This window comes from Janibacter sp. LM (assembly GCF_039631275.1).
Taxonomy (GTDB): domain Bacteria; phylum Actinomycetota; class Actinomycetes; order Actinomycetales; family Dermatophilaceae; genus Janibacter; species Janibacter terrae.
This window is the reverse complement of record NZ_JBDIVG010000018.1, coordinates 44,029-61,563: the sequence shown is the minus strand read 5'-3', so window position 1 is coordinate 61,563 and position 17,535 is coordinate 44,029. Positions and strand designations below refer to the sequence as shown.

The following is a 17,535-nucleotide window of genomic DNA, read 5'->3' as shown; positions in this document are numbered from 1 at the left end:
GTCAGCCCCGCCCGCTCGGCCGCAGCCGCAGGCCCCGCGGCGTCATCGTGAACCCGGCGTCGGTGAGGGCCCGCGCGAGCGGGTCCTGCGACCCGAGCACGGGAGCGCCGTCGGCCCGCTGCACCGTGAGGCGGCCGAGCGCGCCCCGGTGCACCGCGTCGGCGAGCCCGCGCGCGGCCAGGGCGAGGGACTCCTCGTCGCTCTCCCAGGACAGCAGCGTGCGCCCGCCGCGCTCGACGTAGAGGACGAGCTGCCCGTCCACCGCGACGACGAGTGCCCCCGCCTTGCGGCCGGGCTGGTGCCCGGAGTCCCGCTCGGGCCAGCGCAGCGCCGCTCCCCACGGGTTGGCAGGGTCGGTCGCCGCGAGCACGACCGGCCCCTCGGGAGCGCGGGTCGAGCGCACCTCGTCCACGGCGCCCGGCACCGCGAACTGCGAGGCCCCCAGCCCCTCGATGAAGTAGCCGCGCCGCACCTGGCCGGCCTCCTCGGCGGCCCCGAGCACGCGGTGGATCGCCGCGAAGCCGCCGGTGACCTCCTCGGCGACGACGGCGCCGCGCGTGACGACGCCGTGCCGGTCGAGCAAGCCCTCGGCGGCCGCGTGGATGCGCGTCGTCGGGTCGCTCTCGGCGATCGGCAACGCAGACCACCGGCCGGCGGCGCGCGAGGGCCCGCTGCGCTGAGGCAGGGCGGCACGGCCCAGCCGCGGCCGACCGCCGTACCGGCCCCGAGGGGTCGGCCGGCGCTGCGCCTTGTGCGCGGTGCGTCCACCGGCGAGCAGACCCCGGACCGGGGCAAGCGTGTCGCCGGTGACCAGCCCGCGGTGGGCGAGCGACCACAGCGTGTCGGCGAGCTCCTCGTCGTCGATCCGCTCCTCGTCCTCCGCCCGGCTGCGGGCGAGGGCGTCGGAGAGGTCGCGGAAGAAGTAGGCGCCTCCGCCGGCCAGCGCCGCGTGGACCCGCTCCTCGACATCGCCCAGACCGGACGCGTCGGGGACCGGGAGCGTCGTGTCGGCGCCGTCGGCGAGGTGCAGGCTGATCCACGCGTCGTCACCGGGGAGGCTGCCGTGGCCGGCCCAGAGCACCTGACCGGTCGCCATGAGGTCGTCGAGGATCGGCCTGACCGTGTCGTCGACGCGCGCGGGCAGGACGAGCGACTCGAGCGCGCTGGCCGGGACCGGGACCCCGCTCAGCTGCTCGACGACCCGCAGCACGCCGTCACGTCCGCGCATGCGACGCCCGACGCCCTGCCACGCCGGCAGGAAGCGTGCGTACTGCCGCGGCTCGACCGGTTCGACCTCGTGCCTCAGGGCGGCCAGCGATCGGCGCCGCAGGGTCCGCAGCACCTCGGCGTCGCAGAACTCGCCGCCCCGGCCGCCGCACTCGACGGGCAGCAGGTCGCCCTCGACGAGCCGGCCGGTCTGGACGAGGCGCCGCAGGGCGTCGGTGGCGACCGCGCGGCCGATGCCGTAGTGGGTCGCGAGGTCGGCCGCCGCGAAGGGGACGTGGGTGCGGGCATATCGTGCGACGAGGTCACCGAGCGGGTCGCTCGTCGGCTGGAGCATCGAGTCGGCGAGCCCCGGCGGCAGGCTGACGCCCAGGGCGTCGCGCAGGCGGGCGGCGTCCTCGGTGCTCGCCCAGCGGTCCTCGCCGGCGACGCGCACGGGGATGACCTGGCGGCCGCGCTCGAGCTCGGCGAGGGCGGCGCGGACGTCCTCCTCGTCGAGCCGGCTGCGTCGGTCGAGCTCGGCCACGGAGAGCGGGCCGAGCACCCGCAGCAGGTCCAGCAGGTCCTCGCCGTCGCGGGCCGCGCGCTCCGGGGTGAGGCTCTGCAGCTCGGCGGCGGTGCGCTCCACCGCGGCCGGGTCGAGGAGGTCGGACAGTGCGAGCTGCTCGCCGCGCCCGAGGAGGTCGGCGAGCAGGCTGGGGTCGAGCGTCAGGGCCGCGGCGCGCCGCTCGGCGAGGGGGGAGTCCCCTTCGTAGAGGAACTGGGCGACGTAGCCGAACATCAGTGACGCGGCGAAGGGGGAGGGCCGTGGGCTCTCGACGTCGACGAGCGTCACCCGGCGCCCGGCGATGTGCGTCATGAGCTCCGTCAGCGCCGGCACGTCGAAGACGTCCTGGAGGCACTCGCGCACGGCCTCGAGCACGATCGGGAAGTCGGAGTGACCGCTCGCGACCTCGAGCAGCGCCGCGGCCCGCTGCCGCTGCTGCCACAGCGGCTGACGTCGGTCGGGCCGGCGCCGGGGGAGCAGCAGAGCCCGGGCGGCGCACTCGCGGAAGCGCGCGGCGAAGAGCGCCGAGCCACCGATCTCCTCGGTGACCGCCCGCTCGACGTCGGCCGGGTCGAGGGTGATGAGGTCGAGGACCTGGGTGCTCACGGCGCCGGAGTCCGGCGCTGCGTCGAGCTCGATGTCCGGGAGACGCAGGACGATCCCGTCGTCCCCGTGCATCGCCTGCACGTCGATGCCGAAGCGCTCCCGCATGCGCCCGGAGATCGCGAGCGCCCACGGCGCGTGAACCTGCGCGCCGAAGGGGGAGTGCAGCGCCACCCGCCAGTCGCCGATCTCGTCGCGGAAGCGCTCGACGACGATCGTGCGGTCGTCGGGCAGGTGACCGGTGGCGGTGCGCTGCTCGTCGAGGTAGGCGAGCAGGTTGTCGCGGGCCCACTCGTCGAGGCCGGCCTGCGCGAGGCGGGCGTGCGCCCCCTTCGCGTCGAGCCCGCCGACCTCCCGGAGGAAGCCACCGACGGCGGCGCCGAGCTCCGCGGGGCGCCCGAGCTGGTCGCCGTGCCAGAAGGGCAGCTTGCCCGGATGCCCGGGGGCGGGGGTGACGAGGACCTGGTCGTGGGTGATGTCCTCGATGCGCCAGCTGCTCGTGCCGAGGGTGAAGACGTCGCCGACGCGCGACTCGTAGACCATCTCCTCGTCGAGCTCGCCGACCCGTCGGCCGGGGCCGTCGCCGGACGCGAGGAAGACGCCGTAGAGGCCGCGGTCGGGGATCGTGCCCCCACTCGTCACCGCCAGTCGCTGCGCCCCGCGCCGCCCGACGATGGTGCCGGCGACCCGGTCCCACGTGATCCGTGGCCGCAGCTCGGCGAAGTCCTCGGACGGGTAGCGCCCGGCGAGCATGTCGAGCGTCGCGTGCAGCAGCGTCGCCGGCAAGGAGGCGAAGGGGGCCGCCCGCCGCACGAGCGCCTCCACCTCGGTGACCTGCCAGTCGTCGAGCGCGCACATCGCGACGACCTGCTGGGCGAGGACGTCGAGCGGGTTGGCGGGGACGTGCAGGGCCTCGATCTCGCCGGCGCGCATGCGCTCGACGACGACGGCGGACTGGACGAGGTCCCCGCGGAACTTCGGCAGGACGACACCGTGGCTCACGGCGCCGACCTGGTGGCCGGCGCGGCCGACGCGCTGGAGGCCGGAGGCGACCGAGGGCGGGGACTCGATCTGGACGACGAGGTCGATCGCGCCCATGTCGATGCCGAGCTCGAGGCTGCTCGTGGCGACGACGCAGGGCAGGCGGCCGGCCTTGAGGTCCTCCTCGATGAGCGAGCGCTGCTCCTTGCTCACCGAGCCGTGGTGGGCGCGGGCCAGGATGGTCTCCTGCCCCACCCGCTCGGAGTGGATCTCGTTGAGCCGCCCGGTGAGCCGCTCACCGAGTCTGCGGCTGTTGACGAAGACGAGGGTCGAGCGGTGCTGCTCGACGAGGTCGACGACCCGCTCCTCGACGTGCGGCCAGATCGACGCCCGGCGCTCCTCGCCGGCCGCAGCACCGGAGAGGTCGCCCGTCGGCTCCCCGAGGTCGGTGAGGTCGGCGACGGGGACGACGACGTCGAGCTGCCACTGCTTCGTCGACTCGGGCTGGACGATCTCGACGGGACGGCCGCCGGCGAGGAAGCGGGCGACCTCGTCGACCGGGCGCACGGTCGCGGACAGGCCGATGCGCTGGGCGGGGGACTCGAGGAGGGCGTCGAGGCGCTCGAGCGAGAGGGCGAGGTGGGCGCCGCGCTTGGTCCCGGCGAGCGCGTGGATCTCGTCGATGATGATCGTGTCGACCCCGCGCAGGGCGTCGCGGACCCCCGAGGTGAGCATGAGGAAGAGCGACTCGGGCGTCGTGATGAGCACGTCGGTCGGCGCCTTGGCGAAGGCGCGGCGCTCGTTCGCCGGGGTGTCACCCGAGCGGACGGACACGGAGACCTGCGGCGCCGGCAGTCCCAGCCGGTCGGCGGCGTGGCCGATGCCGACGAGCGGGGCGCGCAGGTTGCGCTCGACGTCGACCGCCAGGGCCTTGAGCGGGGAGATGTAGAGCACCCGGCAGCGCGCCTGCGGGTCCTCCGGTCGCGGCGTGGAGGCGAGCCGGTCGAGCGCCGAGAGGAAGGCCGACAGTGTCTTGCCCGACCCGGTCGGGGCGACGACGAGCGCGTGGCTGCCACCGCTGATCGCGCTCCACGCCCCGGTCTGGGCCTCCGTGGGCGCGGCGAAGCTGTCGCGGAACCATGCCGCGGTCGCGGGGGAGAAGCTCTCGAGGATGTCGTTGGTCATCGCAGGGACAGCCTGCCACCGACCACCGACAGCTCAGCGCTGGAGCAGCTCCAGCACCTGGTCGACCTTGCCCCCGAGCGAGTCGACCTTGCCCCCGAGCGAGTCGACCTTGCCCTCGAGCGAGTCGACCTTGCCCTCGAGCGAGGTCATCCGCGTCTCGATCGATGACATGCGCTCGCCCAGTGCCCCGACGTCCTCGGTCAGCTCGTTGAACCGGTTGGTGTGTCGTCCCTGGGTGTTGTGGATGTCAGCGATCATCGTGTAGATCGCCGAGATGTCGTTCTCGTGCTGCCGCACCTTGCGCTCGATGTCCGCCGCCGTCATCCCTCCACGATAGGCGTCCCGGCGCGACACGCCGAGGGCCCGTCGCACATCTGTGGACAACCGTCAGCTGGTCGTCACCCGCTCCCGCGCCAGCATCGCCCCGACCCTGACCAACCCGACGGTCAGTCCGACGACCAGCACCACCACGACGAGTGCCTCGATCGGTCGGGTCACGACGAAGGTCGGGATCGCGCGGTCCGGCACGGCCACCGCGCCGACGAAGGCGCCGCACAGCCCGAGCCAGCTGCCGCGCATGTTGCCCCTGTGCGCGGCGATGTTGCCCCGTCGCGCCTGGACCACCCCGAGGGTGACGGTGACGAGGGTGACGGTCGAGAGGATGTGCAGCAGGGACAGCTCACCGTCGCGGATGTCGCGGATCCAGTACGAGCTGAGCGCGACCCAGATCATCAGCCCCGCCCAGACCCGGCCGAGGAGGACGTGACGGACGTCCCCCTTCGTCGGCCGGAAGAGCTGGTGGCCGCCGAGCGGCAGGGCCACGAGCGCGGCGAGCAGGTGGGCGACGAGCAGCGGGGTCATGGTGACTCCGCGAGGAGGGCGGTGAGCCGGCGCACGTCGCGGGCCAGGGCCTCGGGGCTGCGTCCGATGGCGCGGACGGCGTCGTCGAAGTCCCGGCCGAGGCTCGTGCCGGCGCGGTCCAGCAGCGCGCGACCAGCCTCGGTGAGCGCCAGGGTGCGGCGGTTGCCGGATCCGGGCGTCCGGGCGATGTCGATCCAGCCGTGCTCGCCCAGCCCGGTGGTCGTGCGGCTGGCGGAAGCCTCGCTCAGCCCGAGCCTCGCGGCGAGGTCACGCTGGGTCAGCCCCGGGGCGTCGCCGACCACGAGCAGGGCGAGGTAGCGCGCGTACGTCAGTCCGAAGGGGGCCAGACGCACCTCCGCGGACCGGTCGAGGGCCTTGACGAGGAGGTGGAGGTCATGGGCGAGCGTGCTCATGACCTACATACTTGCAGCAGTAAGTTACGCCCGCAAGTATCAGGGGGTGACCTCGTCGCGCAGCCCGTGGACGAGCAGCGCCAGCGCCGCCGTGTAGGTCGAGAGGATCACGCCGGATGAGATCGCCTGTGCCCGAGGGGACGTCGCGAACCGCTGCCCGACGATGATCGCGGCGTCGGAGACGAGGAAGAGCGCCCCGCCGAGGGCCACGGCCCGCCCGGTGCGTGCGCGGCCACCGTCGCCCAAGGCCAGCGCCGACATCGAGCCGAGCAGGAGACCGTAGCCCGTGAGCACCGCGTCGGGAGCCCCTCCGTCGGAGTCGAGGACGGCGAGCCCGGCCAGGGTGGTCGCCGCGACGCCCACCGGTACCCGTCGGGGCCGTGCGCCGTCCCGCACGAGCAGGGCGACGAGGCCGGCCTGCTGCACGGCGAAGGCGCTCGCGCCCCGCCGCATCATCGCCCGTGACAGCTCGCCCTCGGTCCGGCTCGAGCGGTACATGTACCAGTCCCCGACGGTGGAGCCGACGAGCGCGATGAGCAGGGTGCCGGTGCGGCGGGGGCTGCGCCCGGACCGGGTCGAGAGCACCCCGGCTGCGAGCGTCGGGGCGAGCGCCAGCTTGCTCACGAGGTGGGCGCGGTCGCGACCGAGCACGTCGGCCGCGGTCGTCGCCACGGCGAGCGGGAGGTAGCCGAGCAGGTCGGGCCTCACGAGGACTCCGGCTGCTGCTGGGTGATGCAGTGGATGCCGCCACCGCGGTCGAAGAGCGGGCGGGCATCGACGCCGACGACCTCGCGGCCCGGGTAGACCTCGCGCAGGATCTCGAGCGCCCGCTCGTCGTGCGGGTCGTCGAAGACGCAGGCCACGACCCCGCCGTTGCACACCAGGTGGTTGACGTAGGACCAGTCGACCGGTCCCTCGTCGTCCGTGAGCGTCCGGGGCGCAGGGATGCGCGTGACCTCCAGCCGGCGTCCGGCGGAGTCGGTCGCCGCGAGCAGCGCCTGCTCGATCTCGCGGCTCACCGCGTGGTCCGGGTGCGACTCGTCCTCCTGCCAGTGCAGCAGCACGTGCCCCGGTTCGGTGAAGGTCGCGACGATGTCGACGTGCCCGCGCGTCCCGAGCTCGTCGTAGTCGCGCGTCAGGCCCCGCGACAGCCAGATGAAGGTGTCCACGCCGAGCAGCCGGCCGACCTCGGCCTCGATGTCCCCCTTCGTCGCCCCCGGGTTGCGACCCGGGTCGAGCTGCACGGTCTCGGTGAGCAGGACGGTGCCCTCCCCGTCCACGTGCAGCCCGCCCCCTTCGTTCACGATCGACGAAGGGAGGTGGTGCGCGCCCGCGGCGTCGGCCACCTGTGCGGCGATCCGGGCGTCGAGGTCCCACGTCGCCCAGTCCTGCCCGCCCCACCCGTTGAAGACCCAGTCCACGCCACCGAGCTCGCCGTCGGGGGAGAGGACGAAGCTCGGCCCGATGTCGCGCATCCACGCGTCGTCGAGGTCGGCGATGACGATGTCGATGGGGTGCGCGGTGTCGTTGCGCAGGTACTCGCGGCACAGGTGGATGTCGCTCGGCGACACGACCATCGTCACCGGCTCGAAGCCGGCCACCGCCCGCGCGACCGCGGCCCACGTCCGCCGGGCGCGCTCCACCTCGTCGGGGGTGTCGCCCAGGGTGTAGCCGTTGCTCGGCCACGCCATCCACGTGCGCTCGTGCTCGGTCCACTCGGCGGGCATCCGCCACGGGATCGTCTCGCCCATCGGGCGACCTCCTTGGTCGTCGTGGCTGCAGTATGCCGCCCCGCACCGACGGCCGCCGGACACACCTACACTCGCCGGGTGCGCCTGAGTCACTTCTGGACCCTCATGGAGGACGAGTTCGGGGAGGGGTATGCCCACACCCTCGCCCGCGGGCACGTCGTCCAGGCGCTCGGTGACCGCACGGTCGAGCGCGCGCTCGCCGACGGTGAGCCGCCCCGCCGGGTGTGGGAGAGCCTGTGCGAGGACCTGTCCATCCCGCCCCACCGCCGCCTCGGGCTCGACCGGGAGCCGATGGAGGTCCCGCCGGAGATCGCGAACGAGAGGCCGGAGTGAGCGTGCTGCTGAGCGCGCGCGGCCTGACCAAGACCTTCGGTGACTTCACGGCCGTCGACGGCATCGACATCGAGGTGCGGCGGGGGGAGTCCTTCGGGTTCCTCGGTCCCAACGGCGCCGGCAAGTCCTCGACGATGAAGATGGTCGCCGCCACCTCTCCGCCGAGCGCCGGCGAGCTGCGCATCCTCGGCCTCGACCCGGTGACCGACGGCGCCGCGATCCGGGCCCGCCTGGGCAACTGCCCGCAGCAGGACAACCTCGACGAGGAGATCACCGTCGAGGAGAACCTCTACGTCTACGGGCGCTACTTCGGGTTGCCGCGCCGGGTGATCCGCGAGCGGATCGACGAGCTGCTCGACTTCGCCCAGCTCACCGAGCGGCGCAAGGACAAGGTCGAGCCCCTGTCGGGTGGCATGAAGCGACGCCTGACCATCGCCCGCTCGCTCATCAACGAGCCGGAGATCCTGCTCCTCGACGAGCCGACGACCGGTCTGGACCCCCAGGCGCGGCACGTCCTGTGGGACAAGCTCTTCCGGCTCAAGCGCCAGGGCGTCACGCTCATCATCACGACGCACTACATGGACGAGGCCGAGCAGCTGTGCGACCGGCTCGTCGTCATGGACCGCGGTCGCATCGTCGCCGAGGGCTCTCCGCGCTCGCTCATCGGGTCCTACTCGACGCGCGAGGTGCTCGAGCTGCGCCTGCCGCTGGACGAGCAGGCGGACCACGCCGACGCGGCGCACCTCGTCGAGGGCGTCGGCGAGCGCGTCGAGGCACTGCCGGACCGCCTCCTCGTCTACACCGACCACGGTGACGCGGCCCTCGAGGCCGTCCACGACCGCGGCCTGCAGCCGCTCAGCGCGATCGTGCGCCGCTCCACGCTCGAGGACGTCTTCCTCCACCTCACCGGCCGCACCCTCGTCGACTGATGCTCGGCCGCGTCGGCGCCGTCGCGGGGTACTTCCTCGTCGTCTACCGGCGCACCTGGATGGGCTCGCTCTTCTCGCGCTTCGTCTCGCCGCTGCTCTTCCTGCTCGCGATCGGGCTCGGCCTCGGATCCCTCGTGGACGCGTCGTCCGGGGGAGTGGACGGCGTCTCCTACCTGCTCTTCGTCGCGCCGGGCATGGTCGCGGTGCAGGCGATGATGACGGCGGTCGGTGAGTCGACCTACCCCGTCTACGGGCTCTTCACGTGGAACCGCATGTACCACTCGATGCTCGCCACGCCCCTCACGGTGAGCGACCTGCTCCTCGGGCACCTGACGGTCATCGCCGTGCAGGGTGGCCTCGCTGCGGCGGCCTTCGTCCTCGTCGCCTCGTTCTTCGGCAGCTTCGCGTCCTGGTGGGTCCTGCTCGCGGTGCCCATCGGGGTCCTCGTGACCCTCGCCTTCGCCGTCCCGCTCTTCGGCTTCACCGCCCGGGCGAAGGGGGACTCCTCCTTCAACATCGTCTACCGCCTCGTCATCACCCCGCTCATGCTCTTCTCGGGCGTCTTCTTCCCGGTCGACCGCCTCCCCTTCGTCCTCGAGATCCTGGCCTGGGCTACCCCGCTGTGGCACGGGGTCGAGCTGGTGCGCTCGTCCGCCCACGGGAGCTTCGCCCCCTTCGACCTCGTGCACCTGCTCGTGCTGCTCGCCTTCGTCGCCCTCGGGTGGGTCTACGCCCGGTCCGGCATGACCCGGCGGTTGGTGACATGACGACCGGTGTCCTCACGCCCGGCCTGGCCATGTGGCGCGCCGTCGTGGAGCGCAACGTCGTGACCTTCCGACGGCAGTGGATCGCCTTCGTCACCGGTTTCGCCGAGCCGGTCTTCTACCTCTTCTCGCTCGGCATCGGCGTCGGGTCGCTCGTCCCCTTCGTCATGACCGACGGCGGGACACAGGTCTCCTACGCGGCCTTCGTCGCCCCGGCGATGCTCGCCAGCTCGGCGATGAACGGCGCGGTCATGGACTCGACCTTCAACGTCTTCTTCAAGCTCAGGTACGCGCGGATCTACGACGCGATGCTCGCGACCCCTCTCGGGCCGCGGGACATCGCCGTCGGGGAGGTCGTCTGGAGCCTCGTCCGCGGCGGGGTCTACGCACTCGTCTTCTACCTCGTGGCGCTCGCGGTGGGCGTCGTCGAGTCCTGGTGGTCGGTGCTCGCGGTGCCGGCGGCGGTCTTCATCGGCCTCGCGTTCTCCGCGGTCGGCATGTACGCGACGACCTTCATGCGCTCCTGGGTCGACTTCGACTGGGTCATGCTCGTCATCCAGCCGCTCTTCCTGCTCTCGGCGACCTTCTTCCCGCTCGCGACCTACCCGGGCTGGGCGCAGCCGGTCGTCATGGCTACCCCGCTCTACCACGGCGTCGCGCTCGAGCGCGGCCTCATGCTCGGCGAGGTGGGGTGGGGCCTGCTCTGGCACGTCGCCTACCTGCTCGTGCTGGGCGTGGTCGGCATCTGGGCCACCTCCCACCGCATCGAGACCCTCCTGCGCGCCTAGGAGCGAAGGGGGTCACGCCAGACCGAGCTCCGCGGCCTCCTCCCACAGCTCCTCGCGCACGCGGGGGTGGGCGGCCTGCTCGATGAGCGCCCGGGCCTGGTCCCGCTCGGAGTGGCCGAAGAGCGGGGCGGTGCCCTGCTCGGTGACGATCGCGGTGGCCTGGAAGGAGGTCACCGGCTCGTCGACGAGCGGCACGATCGTGCTGACGTCGGCGCGTGGGTGCCACGAGCGCAGCGCGAGGAAGGCCTGCCCGCCGGGGGAGTGCAGCGCGCCGACGATGAAGTCGGTCTGCCCGCCGAAGCCGCTGTGGATGCGGGCGCCGAGCCGGGAGGCGTTGGCCTGCCCGAAGAGGTCGACCTGCAGCGCCGTGTTGATCGAGGTCATCGAGCGCTGCCGCGCGATGAGCCCAGGGTCGTTGGTGCGCTCGGTGCGGGCCATCTGCACCCGCGGGTTGCCATCGACCCAGGCGTAGAGCTCGGGGGAGCCGAAGAGGAAGGACGTGGTGAGGGGATGGTCCGGGTCGAGCGCTCCGGCCGCGTCGAGGGCCAGGACGCCGTCGGAGAACATCTCCGTCCACAGCCGCAGCTCGCGGTGCTCGGTGAGCGCGGCGAGCGCCGCGTCGGGGACGGCCCCGATGCCCATCTGCAGGGTTGCGCCGTCGGGGACCATCGCGGCGACGCGGCGGCCGATGGCGCTCGTCTCCTCCCCGAGGGGCGCGTGGGCGGCGGGCGAAGGGAGCGGCTCGCTCACCTCGACCGCGAGGTCGACGTGGTCGAGCGGGACGCGCGCGTCACCGTGGGTGTAGGGCATGCGGTCGTTGACCATCGCGACGACGAGGCCGCCGCGCTCGCGGCAGGCCTCGACGGCGCCGGGCAGGAGGTTGACCTCGAGGCCGAGGGAGAGGTGCCCCTCGCGCGGGGGAGCGCAGTGCACGAGGACGCAGTCGACAGGGAGCCGGTCGCGGTAGAGGACCGGGACGAGGGAGAGGCGGCTCGGCACGTACCGCAGCCCGGCGCGGCGCCGCTGCCCGGGCCCGACGAAGCTCGTCTCGAGCGTCACGCCCGCGCGGTCGGGGAGGCCGGCCGGGCCGTTGAGCATGTTGAGCGTGTAGGTCTCGAGGGTCGCGTCGAGCAGGTGCACGAGCGCCCACGGGACGCTGTGGTTGCCGGAGACGACGACCCGCGGGTCGTCGGGCAGGGCGGTCAGGGCGCGGGCGAGGGCCTCGGGGGTGACGGTCTGCACGTCCTCATCCTGTCGTGACGGCGTGTCGGCGCGCCACCTCCCACCCTCGAACACCTGTACGGGTAACGTCGTCCACAGGTGCCCATCCGGCAGCCGCGGTGTCCACAGCCCCACGGCAGCTGCGGACGGTTGTCGGTGGTGGCTCCTAGCGTCTGACCAGACAGCACGAGACGTCCGACTGTGTGGGAACTGGTCGCCGGTGGACGCGCCCGACACGATGACAAGGAAGGTGTGGCATGGCTGAGGTCACCGCCATCGACAGCAAGCTCCACGAGCAGAAGCTCAAGTCCCTCGACAACGTCATGGGGCAGATCGAGAAGGCCCACGGCAAGGGCGCGGTGATGCGCCTGGGCGACGACGTGCGCCCCCCGATCGCGGTCATCCCGACCGGCGCGATCGCCCTGGACGTCGCCCTCGGCATCGGCGGCCTGCCCCGTGGCCGAGTCGTCGAGATCTACGGCCCGGAGTCCTCCGGAAAGACGACGGTCGCCCTGCACGCGGTCGCCAACGCGCAGCGAGCCGGGGGCATCGCGGCGTTCATCGACGCCGAGCACGCCCTCGACCCCGAGTACGCCAAGAAGCTGGGTGTCGACACCGACGCCCTCCTCGTCAGCCAGCCGGACACCGGTGAGCAGGCGCTCGAGATCGCCGACATGCTCATCCGCTCCGGCGCGCTCGACGTCATCGTCATCGACTCCGTCGCGGCGCTCGTGCCCCGCGCCGAGATCGAGGGCGAGATGGGTGACAGCCACGTCGGTCTGCAGGCCCGTCTCATGAGCCAGGCGCTGCGCAAGATCACCGGCGCGCTCAACACCTCCGGCACGACCGCGATCTTCATCAACCAGCTCCGCGAGAAGATCGGCGTCATGTTCGGCTCGCCCGAGACCACCACGGGTGGCAAGGCGCTGAAGTTCTACGCCTCCGTCCGCCTGGACGTGCGCCGCATCGAGACCCTCAAGGACGGCACCGACCCGGTCGGCAACCGCACCCGGGTCAAGGTCGTGAAGAACAAGGTCTCCCCGCCCTTCAAGCAGGCGGAGTTCGACATCCTCTACGGCCAGGGCATCTCCCGCGAGGGCGGCCTGATCGACATGGGCGTCGAGCACGGCTTCGTCCGCAAGGCCGGAGCCTGGTACACGTACGAGGGCGACCAGCTGGGTCAGGGCAAGGAAAATGCCCGCAAGTTCCTCAAGGACAACCCGCAGCTCGGCGAGGAGATCGAGGCCAAGATCAAGACCAAGCTCGGCATCGGGGTCGTTCCCGTCGAGGAGGCCGACGAGCCGGCCGAGGTCCCGGTCGACTTCTGAGCCGCGACATGAGCACTGACGAGGGAGCCGCCGCGCGCACGCTCGAGGGCCTGCGTGCGGCGGTCTCCGCCGTCGAGCGCGGTGCCGCCCCGCCGCCGGACCCCGCGGGCCGGGAGAGCGACTCCGACGCCGACCCGTACGCGGTGGCCCGCGCCGTCGTCCTGCGCCTGCTGACCGGTTCGCCCAAGTCGCGCGCCGAGCTGGAGAAGGCCTTGCGCCGCAAGGGCTGCCCCGACGACGTCGCGGCGGATGTGCTCGATCGCTTCGAGCAGGTGGGCCTCGTCGACGACGAGGCCTACGCCCAGGCCTTCGTGCGCTCCAAGCAGGCCGGTCGCGGTCTGGCGAAGCGCGCGCTCTCCCACGAGCTGCGCAGGAAGGGGGTCGACGACGAGCTCGCCCAGGCGGTGCTCGACGAGGTCGACCCGGAGGACGAGCGGGCCCGCGCCCATGAGCTCGTCGCGAAGAAGCTGCGCTCCATGCACGGCCTGGACCGCACCGTGCAGGCTCGGCGCCTCGCCGGGATGCTCGCCCGCAAGGGCTACGGCAGCGAGGTCGCGCGCCTGGTCATCAACGAGGCGCTCGACGCGCAGCCGGAGCACCAGCGCGACTAGTTCCGCCGGGCGGCCGGCTCATCCACTCGACGAGCAGGTCCGGGTTCGACCCGGCGCCCGGGCCGGGGCCGGGGCCGTCGGCCGCGACGCCGTCGCGGGCCCCGAGGCGGTCGGGGTCGCTCTTGTGCGCCGAGACCTTGAACTTCCCGGTCACCCGGCGCACGGGGATGCGGATGCCGACGGCGTGGGCCAGCATCTCGTCCACGTACGCGGGTGGTGCCATGCCCGCCCGCCCACCGCGGGTCGTCGTGCACCTCCAGCGGACCCCAGGCGTGGACGGCGACGTAGTTCCACGTCGGCACGGTGCGGTGGTGCTCGGCCTTGCTCGGGTACCAGGTGGGGGAGATGTAGTGGTCCGTGGCCCGGAAGACGGCGAGGGACTCCCCTTCGTGCCGCCCGACCTGCCACACCCCGTTGGCGCGGGCGACGTGCTCGACGAGCTCGATGCCGGATGCGGTCCGCTGCGCGAGCAGGGGGATGAGGTCGACCTCGGGGGAGGCGCCGTCATGGGTGACGAGCGAGGCGAGCGGGTGCCGGGCGATGACGTCGAGCACCAGGGCCTCGTCGTCCACCCGGTCGTGGCACCACCGCTCGTGCGTAGGGTGGGCGCGTGACCGTCAACGACTCTCTCTTCGGGACCTACGCACCCAGTGCGGCATGGGACGAGATGCTCGGCGAAGGGGGTGAGCCCCGCGCGCCGTACAAGCCGATCCACCACACCCTGCGCTCGATGGAGCCGCAGGAGCTGAAGGACCGCGCGGACGCCCTCGCCAGGATGTTCTTCGACCAGGGGGTCACCTTCGACCACGCCGGCGAGGAACGCCCCTTCCCCCTCGACGCCGTCCCCCGGGTCATCGACGCGGACGCCTGGCAGGCGGTCGAGCAGGGCGTCGCGCAGCGCGTCAAGGTCCTCGAGGCCTTCCTCGACGACATCTACAGCCGCACCGGCGGGCTGCCCCGGGCGGTCGAGGACGGCATCGTCCCGTGGAAGCTCATCGCCACGTCGAGCCACTACCACCGCGCGGTGACCGGTCTGCGACCGCCGGGCGGGGTGCGCGCGCACGTGAGCGGCATCGACCTCATCCGCGACGAGGAGGGCACCTTCCGCGTGCTCGAGGACAACGTCCGCGTCCCCTCCGGGGTCTCCTACGTCATCGCCAACCGCCGCGCGATGACCAATGTCTTCCCCGAGGCCTTCGCGACGATGCGGATCCGGCCGGTGCACGACTACCCTCGCATGCTCCTGCACGCGCTGCGCGCCTCGGCGCCCGAAGGGAGGGTCGACCCGACCGTCGTCGTGCTCACCCCGGGCGTCTACAACAGCGCGTACTTCGAGCACACCCTGCTCGCCCGGATGATGGGCGTGGAGCTCGTCGAGGGGCGTGACCTCGTCGTGCGCGGCGGCGAGGTGCGCATGCGCACGACGCACGGGGAGGAGCGCGTCGACGTCATCTACCGGCGCATCGACGACGACTTCCTCGACCCGGTGCACTTCCGGCGCGACTCGATGCTCGGTGTCACCGGCCTGGTCTCCGCCGTCCGCTCGGGCCGCGTGACCCTGGCCAACGCGATCGGCAACGGCGTGGCCGACGACAAGCTCGTCTACTCCTACGTCCCTGACCTCACCCGGTACTACCTCGACGAGGACCCGATCCTGCCCAATGTCGACACCTACCGGCTCCAGGAGCCCGAGGCCCTGCGGGAGGTGCTCGGCCGGCTCGACGAGATGGTGACCAAGCCGGTCGACGGCTCCGGTGGCAAGGGCCTCGTCATCGGACCCGCGGCCAGCGGCGCCGAGCTCGACGAGCTGCGGTCCAAGCTGCTCGAGGACCCGCGCGGCTGGATCGCCCAGCCGGTGGTCCAGCTGTCGACGGTGCCGACGCTCATCGACGGGCAGCTGCGCCCGCGCCACGTCGACCTGCGCCCCTTCGCCGTCAACGACGGCACCGACGTGCAGGTCCTCCCCGGTGGCCTGACCCGCGTCGCCCTGCCCGAGGGCCAGCTCGTCGTCAACTCCAGCCAGGGGGGTGGCTCCAAGGACACCTGGGTGCTCGCCGGACGCTACAACCGGCTGCCGCACGACGTCGACGAGCGCGAGGTCATCTTCCTCGGTACCGGGACGGGCACGCACGAGCGCGACGACGGCCCTGTCCCGCAGTCGCAGTCCCAGTCCCAGTACCAGGGCCAGTCGCAGGACCCGAGCGAGGAGGACGTCTGATGCTGAGCCGGATCGCTGACTCCCTCTTCTGGATCGGTCGCTACATCGAGCGCGCCGACGGGACCGCGCGCATCGTCGACGTGCTGCGCCTGCAGCTCCTCGAGGACCCCGCGGCGGACGAGCAGACCGCGTGCACGATGGTGCTGCGCGGGATCATGGGCTACGACGACGTCGGCGAGGTCGACTACGCCGACACCAGCCGCATGCTCGTCTTCGACGCGGGCAACCCCAACGCCGTCTCGGGCTCGTGGCACGCCGCGCGCGAAAACGCCCGGCGTGCCCGCGAAACCGTCTCCACCGAGATGTGGGAGGCGATCAACACGACCTACCACCGGTGGAACTCCTTCACCCCGGGACCCGCGACGCAGTACCACCTCGGGTGGGTGCGCGAGCGCTCCGCGCTGCTCGACGGCCTCACCGACACGACGATGAGCCACGACGACGCCTGGGACTTCCTCGTCCTCGGCCGGGCGCTCGAGCGTGCCGACATGACCGCCCGTCTCGTCGCGACGGGCGCCAGCGACCTGGGCCCCGGCTGGGGGCAGGTCCTCGCCAGCTGCGGCGCGCAGCAGGCGATGCTGCGCACGATGCGTGGCGTCGTCACCGACCGCACCGCGGCCGCCTTCCTGACGCTCGACCGGCGCTTCCCGCGCTCGGTCATCGCGGCGCTCAAGGAGGCGGAGGAGCGGCTGATCAACCTCTCGCCCGACAAGGACCGGGTCGGCTTCTCCGACGAGGGCCGCCGCATCCTCGGGCAGATCCGCACCTCGCTGGAGTTCAGCAACCCGGACACGGTGCTGCACGACCTGCCGGAGCGGATGCAGCTGGTGCAGGAGGCCGTCATGGCCGCCTCGGACGCGATCGGGGCGCGCTACTTCTTGTCCGCGCCGGTCCAGGAGTGGATGGGAGAGGTCGTATGAGCAGCAGGCGCCACCGCATCGTCCACCGCACGACGATGCGCTACGAGGGCGAGGTCACCGCCGCGCACAACGAGCTGCGCATGATCCCGGTGAGCGAGCCGGGCCAGGCGACGCTCGAGGCGCGCGTGCGCGTCAAGCCCCTCACCTGGAGCCACGTCTACGAGGACCACTGGGGTACCCAGGTCATGGCGATGGAGTCCCAGACCGGCCACGAGGTGCTCGAGATCGAGGCCACGAGCACCGTCGAGCGCTCCGAGCTGCCCGTCCAGGCCGACGCCGTCGGCTGGGCCGCGGTCAGGGACGCGACGACCTGCGACCGGTTGAGCGAGTTCCTCGCGCAGACCGGCCGGACCGCGCCGCCCGAGGAGGTCGTCGCCCTCGCACAGGAGCGCGTGGAGGACCCGACCCCGCGAGCCGCCGGGCTCGCCATCGTCGAGCGGCTGCGCGAGCGCCTCACCTACGAGAGCGGCATCACCGGCTGGCAGTCGACGGCCGCCGACGTCTGGGCCGGCGGCAAGGGCGTGTGCCAGGACTTCGCCCACGTGACCCTCGGCGCCCTGCGGTCGGCCGGGATCCCCGCCCGCTACGTGAGCGGGTACCTGACGGCCGAGGACACGGACGTCCAGCGCGGCACGACGGTGCCCGCGCGCAACCACGCGTGGATCGAGCTGTGGGACGGCGGCTGGCACGCGCTCGACCCGACCAACACCGGGCCGGTCGGGCTGGACCACGTCGTCATCGGCCGCGGCCGCGACTACGACGACGTCTCGCCCTTCCGCGGCATCTTCGTCGGCCCCCCGGTCAGCGACCTCGACATCGAGATCACCTACACCCGGCTGGGGTGAGGCGCGGACGCAG

At 72.6% G+C, this 17,535-nt stretch carries 17 protein-coding genes and 1 pseudogene; 9 read left to right on the top strand and 9 right to left on the bottom strand.

Translation table 11 applies throughout. The features are described 5' to 3' along the window. Position 1 precedes the first annotated feature (1 nt). From ABC138_RS10885 to ABC138_RS10860, 6 genes are all read right to left on the bottom strand, one after another. Positions 2–4,540 (bottom strand): DEAD/DEAH box helicase, encoded by a 4,539-nt coding sequence (locus ABC138_RS10885; protein ID WP_345913685.1) that lies wholly within the window; start codon positions 4,538–4,540, stop codon positions 2–4. A gap of 33 nt (positions 4,541–4,573) precedes the next feature. Further along, positions 4,574–4,864: a hypothetical protein gene (locus tag ABC138_RS10880; protein WP_068322882.1), complete on the bottom strand. Its 291-nt coding sequence runs from the start codon at positions 4,862–4,864 to the stop codon at positions 4,574–4,576. A gap of 63 nt (positions 4,865–4,927) precedes the next feature. After that, positions 4,928–5,401 carry a DUF2306 domain-containing protein gene (locus ABC138_RS10875; RefSeq protein WP_345913684.1) on the bottom strand — a complete coding sequence of 158 codons (474 nt, stop codon included), beginning with the start codon at positions 5,399–5,401 and terminating at the stop codon, positions 4,928–4,930. After that, entirely contained in the window at positions 5,398–5,814 is a 417-nt protein-coding gene (locus ABC138_RS10870; protein WP_345913683.1) for a MarR family transcriptional regulator, read from the bottom strand. Before ABC138_RS10870 ends, ABC138_RS10875 begins: the two co-directional genes overlap by 4 nt. A gap of 39 nt (positions 5,815–5,853) precedes the next feature. Beyond that, positions 5,854–6,522, bottom strand: coding sequence for a lysoplasmalogenase family protein (locus ABC138_RS10865; protein ID WP_345913682.1), 669 nt, complete (start codon positions 6,520–6,522; stop codon positions 5,854–5,856). After that, positions 6,519–7,565 carry an agmatine deiminase family protein gene (locus ABC138_RS10860; protein ID WP_068322891.1) on the bottom strand — a complete coding sequence of 349 codons (1,047 nt, stop codon included), beginning with the start codon at positions 7,563–7,565 and terminating at the stop codon, positions 6,519–6,521. Before ABC138_RS10860 ends, ABC138_RS10865 begins: the two co-directional genes overlap by 4 nt. 78 nt (positions 7,566–7,643) lie before the next feature. Here ABC138_RS10860 and ABC138_RS10855 point away from each other — a divergent pair, with 78 nt between their 5' ends. From ABC138_RS10855 to ABC138_RS10840, 4 genes are read left to right on the top strand one after another with little or no spacing between them, the layout of a single operon-like run. After that, positions 7,644–7,898: a DUF3046 domain-containing protein gene (locus ABC138_RS10855; protein ID WP_082807434.1), complete on the top strand. Its 255-nt coding sequence runs from the start codon at positions 7,644–7,646 to the stop codon at positions 7,896–7,898. Then, on the top strand, positions 7,895–8,827 hold the full coding sequence (locus tag ABC138_RS10850) for an ABC transporter ATP-binding protein (protein WP_068322897.1): 933 nt from the start codon (positions 7,895–7,897) through the stop codon (positions 8,825–8,827). The genes ABC138_RS10855 and ABC138_RS10850 overlap by 4 nt, the downstream gene beginning before the upstream one ends. Further along, positions 8,827–9,594 (top strand): ABC transporter permease, encoded by a 768-nt coding sequence (locus tag ABC138_RS10845; RefSeq protein WP_068423425.1) that lies wholly within the window; start codon positions 8,827–8,829, stop codon positions 9,592–9,594. The genes ABC138_RS10850 and ABC138_RS10845 overlap by 1 nt, the downstream gene beginning before the upstream one ends. Then, entirely contained in the window at positions 9,591–10,379 is a 789-nt protein-coding gene (locus ABC138_RS10840; protein ID WP_345913681.1) for an ABC transporter permease, read from the top strand. The genes ABC138_RS10845 and ABC138_RS10840 overlap by 4 nt, the downstream gene beginning before the upstream one ends. A 12-nt stretch (positions 10,380–10,391) precedes the next feature. Here the strand turns inward: ABC138_RS10840 and ABC138_RS10835 are convergent, their stop codons facing one another. After that, on the bottom strand, positions 10,392–11,621 hold the full coding sequence (locus tag ABC138_RS10835) for an acetyl-CoA hydrolase/transferase C-terminal domain-containing protein (protein ID WP_345913680.1): 1,230 nt from the start codon (positions 11,619–11,621) through the stop codon (positions 10,392–10,394). A gap of 236 nt (positions 11,622–11,857) precedes the next feature. On the opposite strand from ABC138_RS10835, the gene recA reads away from it, so the two are divergent. Both recA and ABC138_RS10825 read left to right on the top strand, forming a co-directional pair. Further along, complete coding sequence (recA, locus tag ABC138_RS10830) at positions 11,858–12,928, top strand: recombinase RecA (protein WP_068322905.1); 1,071 nt, start codon at positions 11,858–11,860, stop codon at positions 12,926–12,928. Between the two features lie 8 nt (positions 12,929–12,936). After that, on the top strand, positions 12,937–13,539 hold the full coding sequence (locus ABC138_RS10825; protein ID WP_345913679.1) for a regulatory protein RecX: 603 nt from the start codon (positions 12,937–12,939) through the stop codon (positions 13,537–13,539). Here ABC138_RS10825 and ABC138_RS10820 read toward each other — a convergent pair. After that, positions 13,496–13,762: a hypothetical protein gene (locus tag ABC138_RS10820; protein WP_345913741.1), complete on the bottom strand. Its 267-nt coding sequence runs from the start codon at positions 13,760–13,762 to the stop codon at positions 13,496–13,498. The genes ABC138_RS10825 and ABC138_RS10820 overlap by 44 nt on opposite strands. A gap of 58 nt (positions 13,763–13,820) precedes the next feature. Further along, positions 13,821–14,093: pseudogene (locus ABC138_RS10815) on the bottom strand (FMN-binding negative transcriptional regulator); the annotation flags it as partial. Between the two features lie 113 nt (positions 14,094–14,206). Here ABC138_RS10815 and ABC138_RS10810 point away from each other — a divergent pair. From ABC138_RS10810 to ABC138_RS10800, 3 genes are read left to right on the top strand one after another with little or no spacing between them, the layout of a single operon-like run. Then, entirely contained in the window at positions 14,207–15,757 is a 1,551-nt protein-coding gene (locus tag ABC138_RS10810; RefSeq protein WP_345913739.1) for a circularly permuted type 2 ATP-grasp protein, read from the top strand. Beyond that, positions 15,757–16,677, top strand: coding sequence for an alpha-E domain-containing protein (locus ABC138_RS10805; protein WP_068322911.1), 921 nt, complete (start codon positions 15,757–15,759; stop codon positions 16,675–16,677). The genes ABC138_RS10810 and ABC138_RS10805 overlap by 1 nt, the downstream gene beginning before the upstream one ends. Continuing rightward, complete coding sequence (locus ABC138_RS10800) at positions 16,674–17,522, top strand: transglutaminase family protein (RefSeq protein WP_068322914.1); 849 nt, start codon at positions 16,674–16,676, stop codon at positions 17,520–17,522. Before ABC138_RS10805 ends, ABC138_RS10800 begins: the two co-directional genes overlap by 4 nt. Positions 17,523–17,535 lie beyond the last annotated feature (13 nt).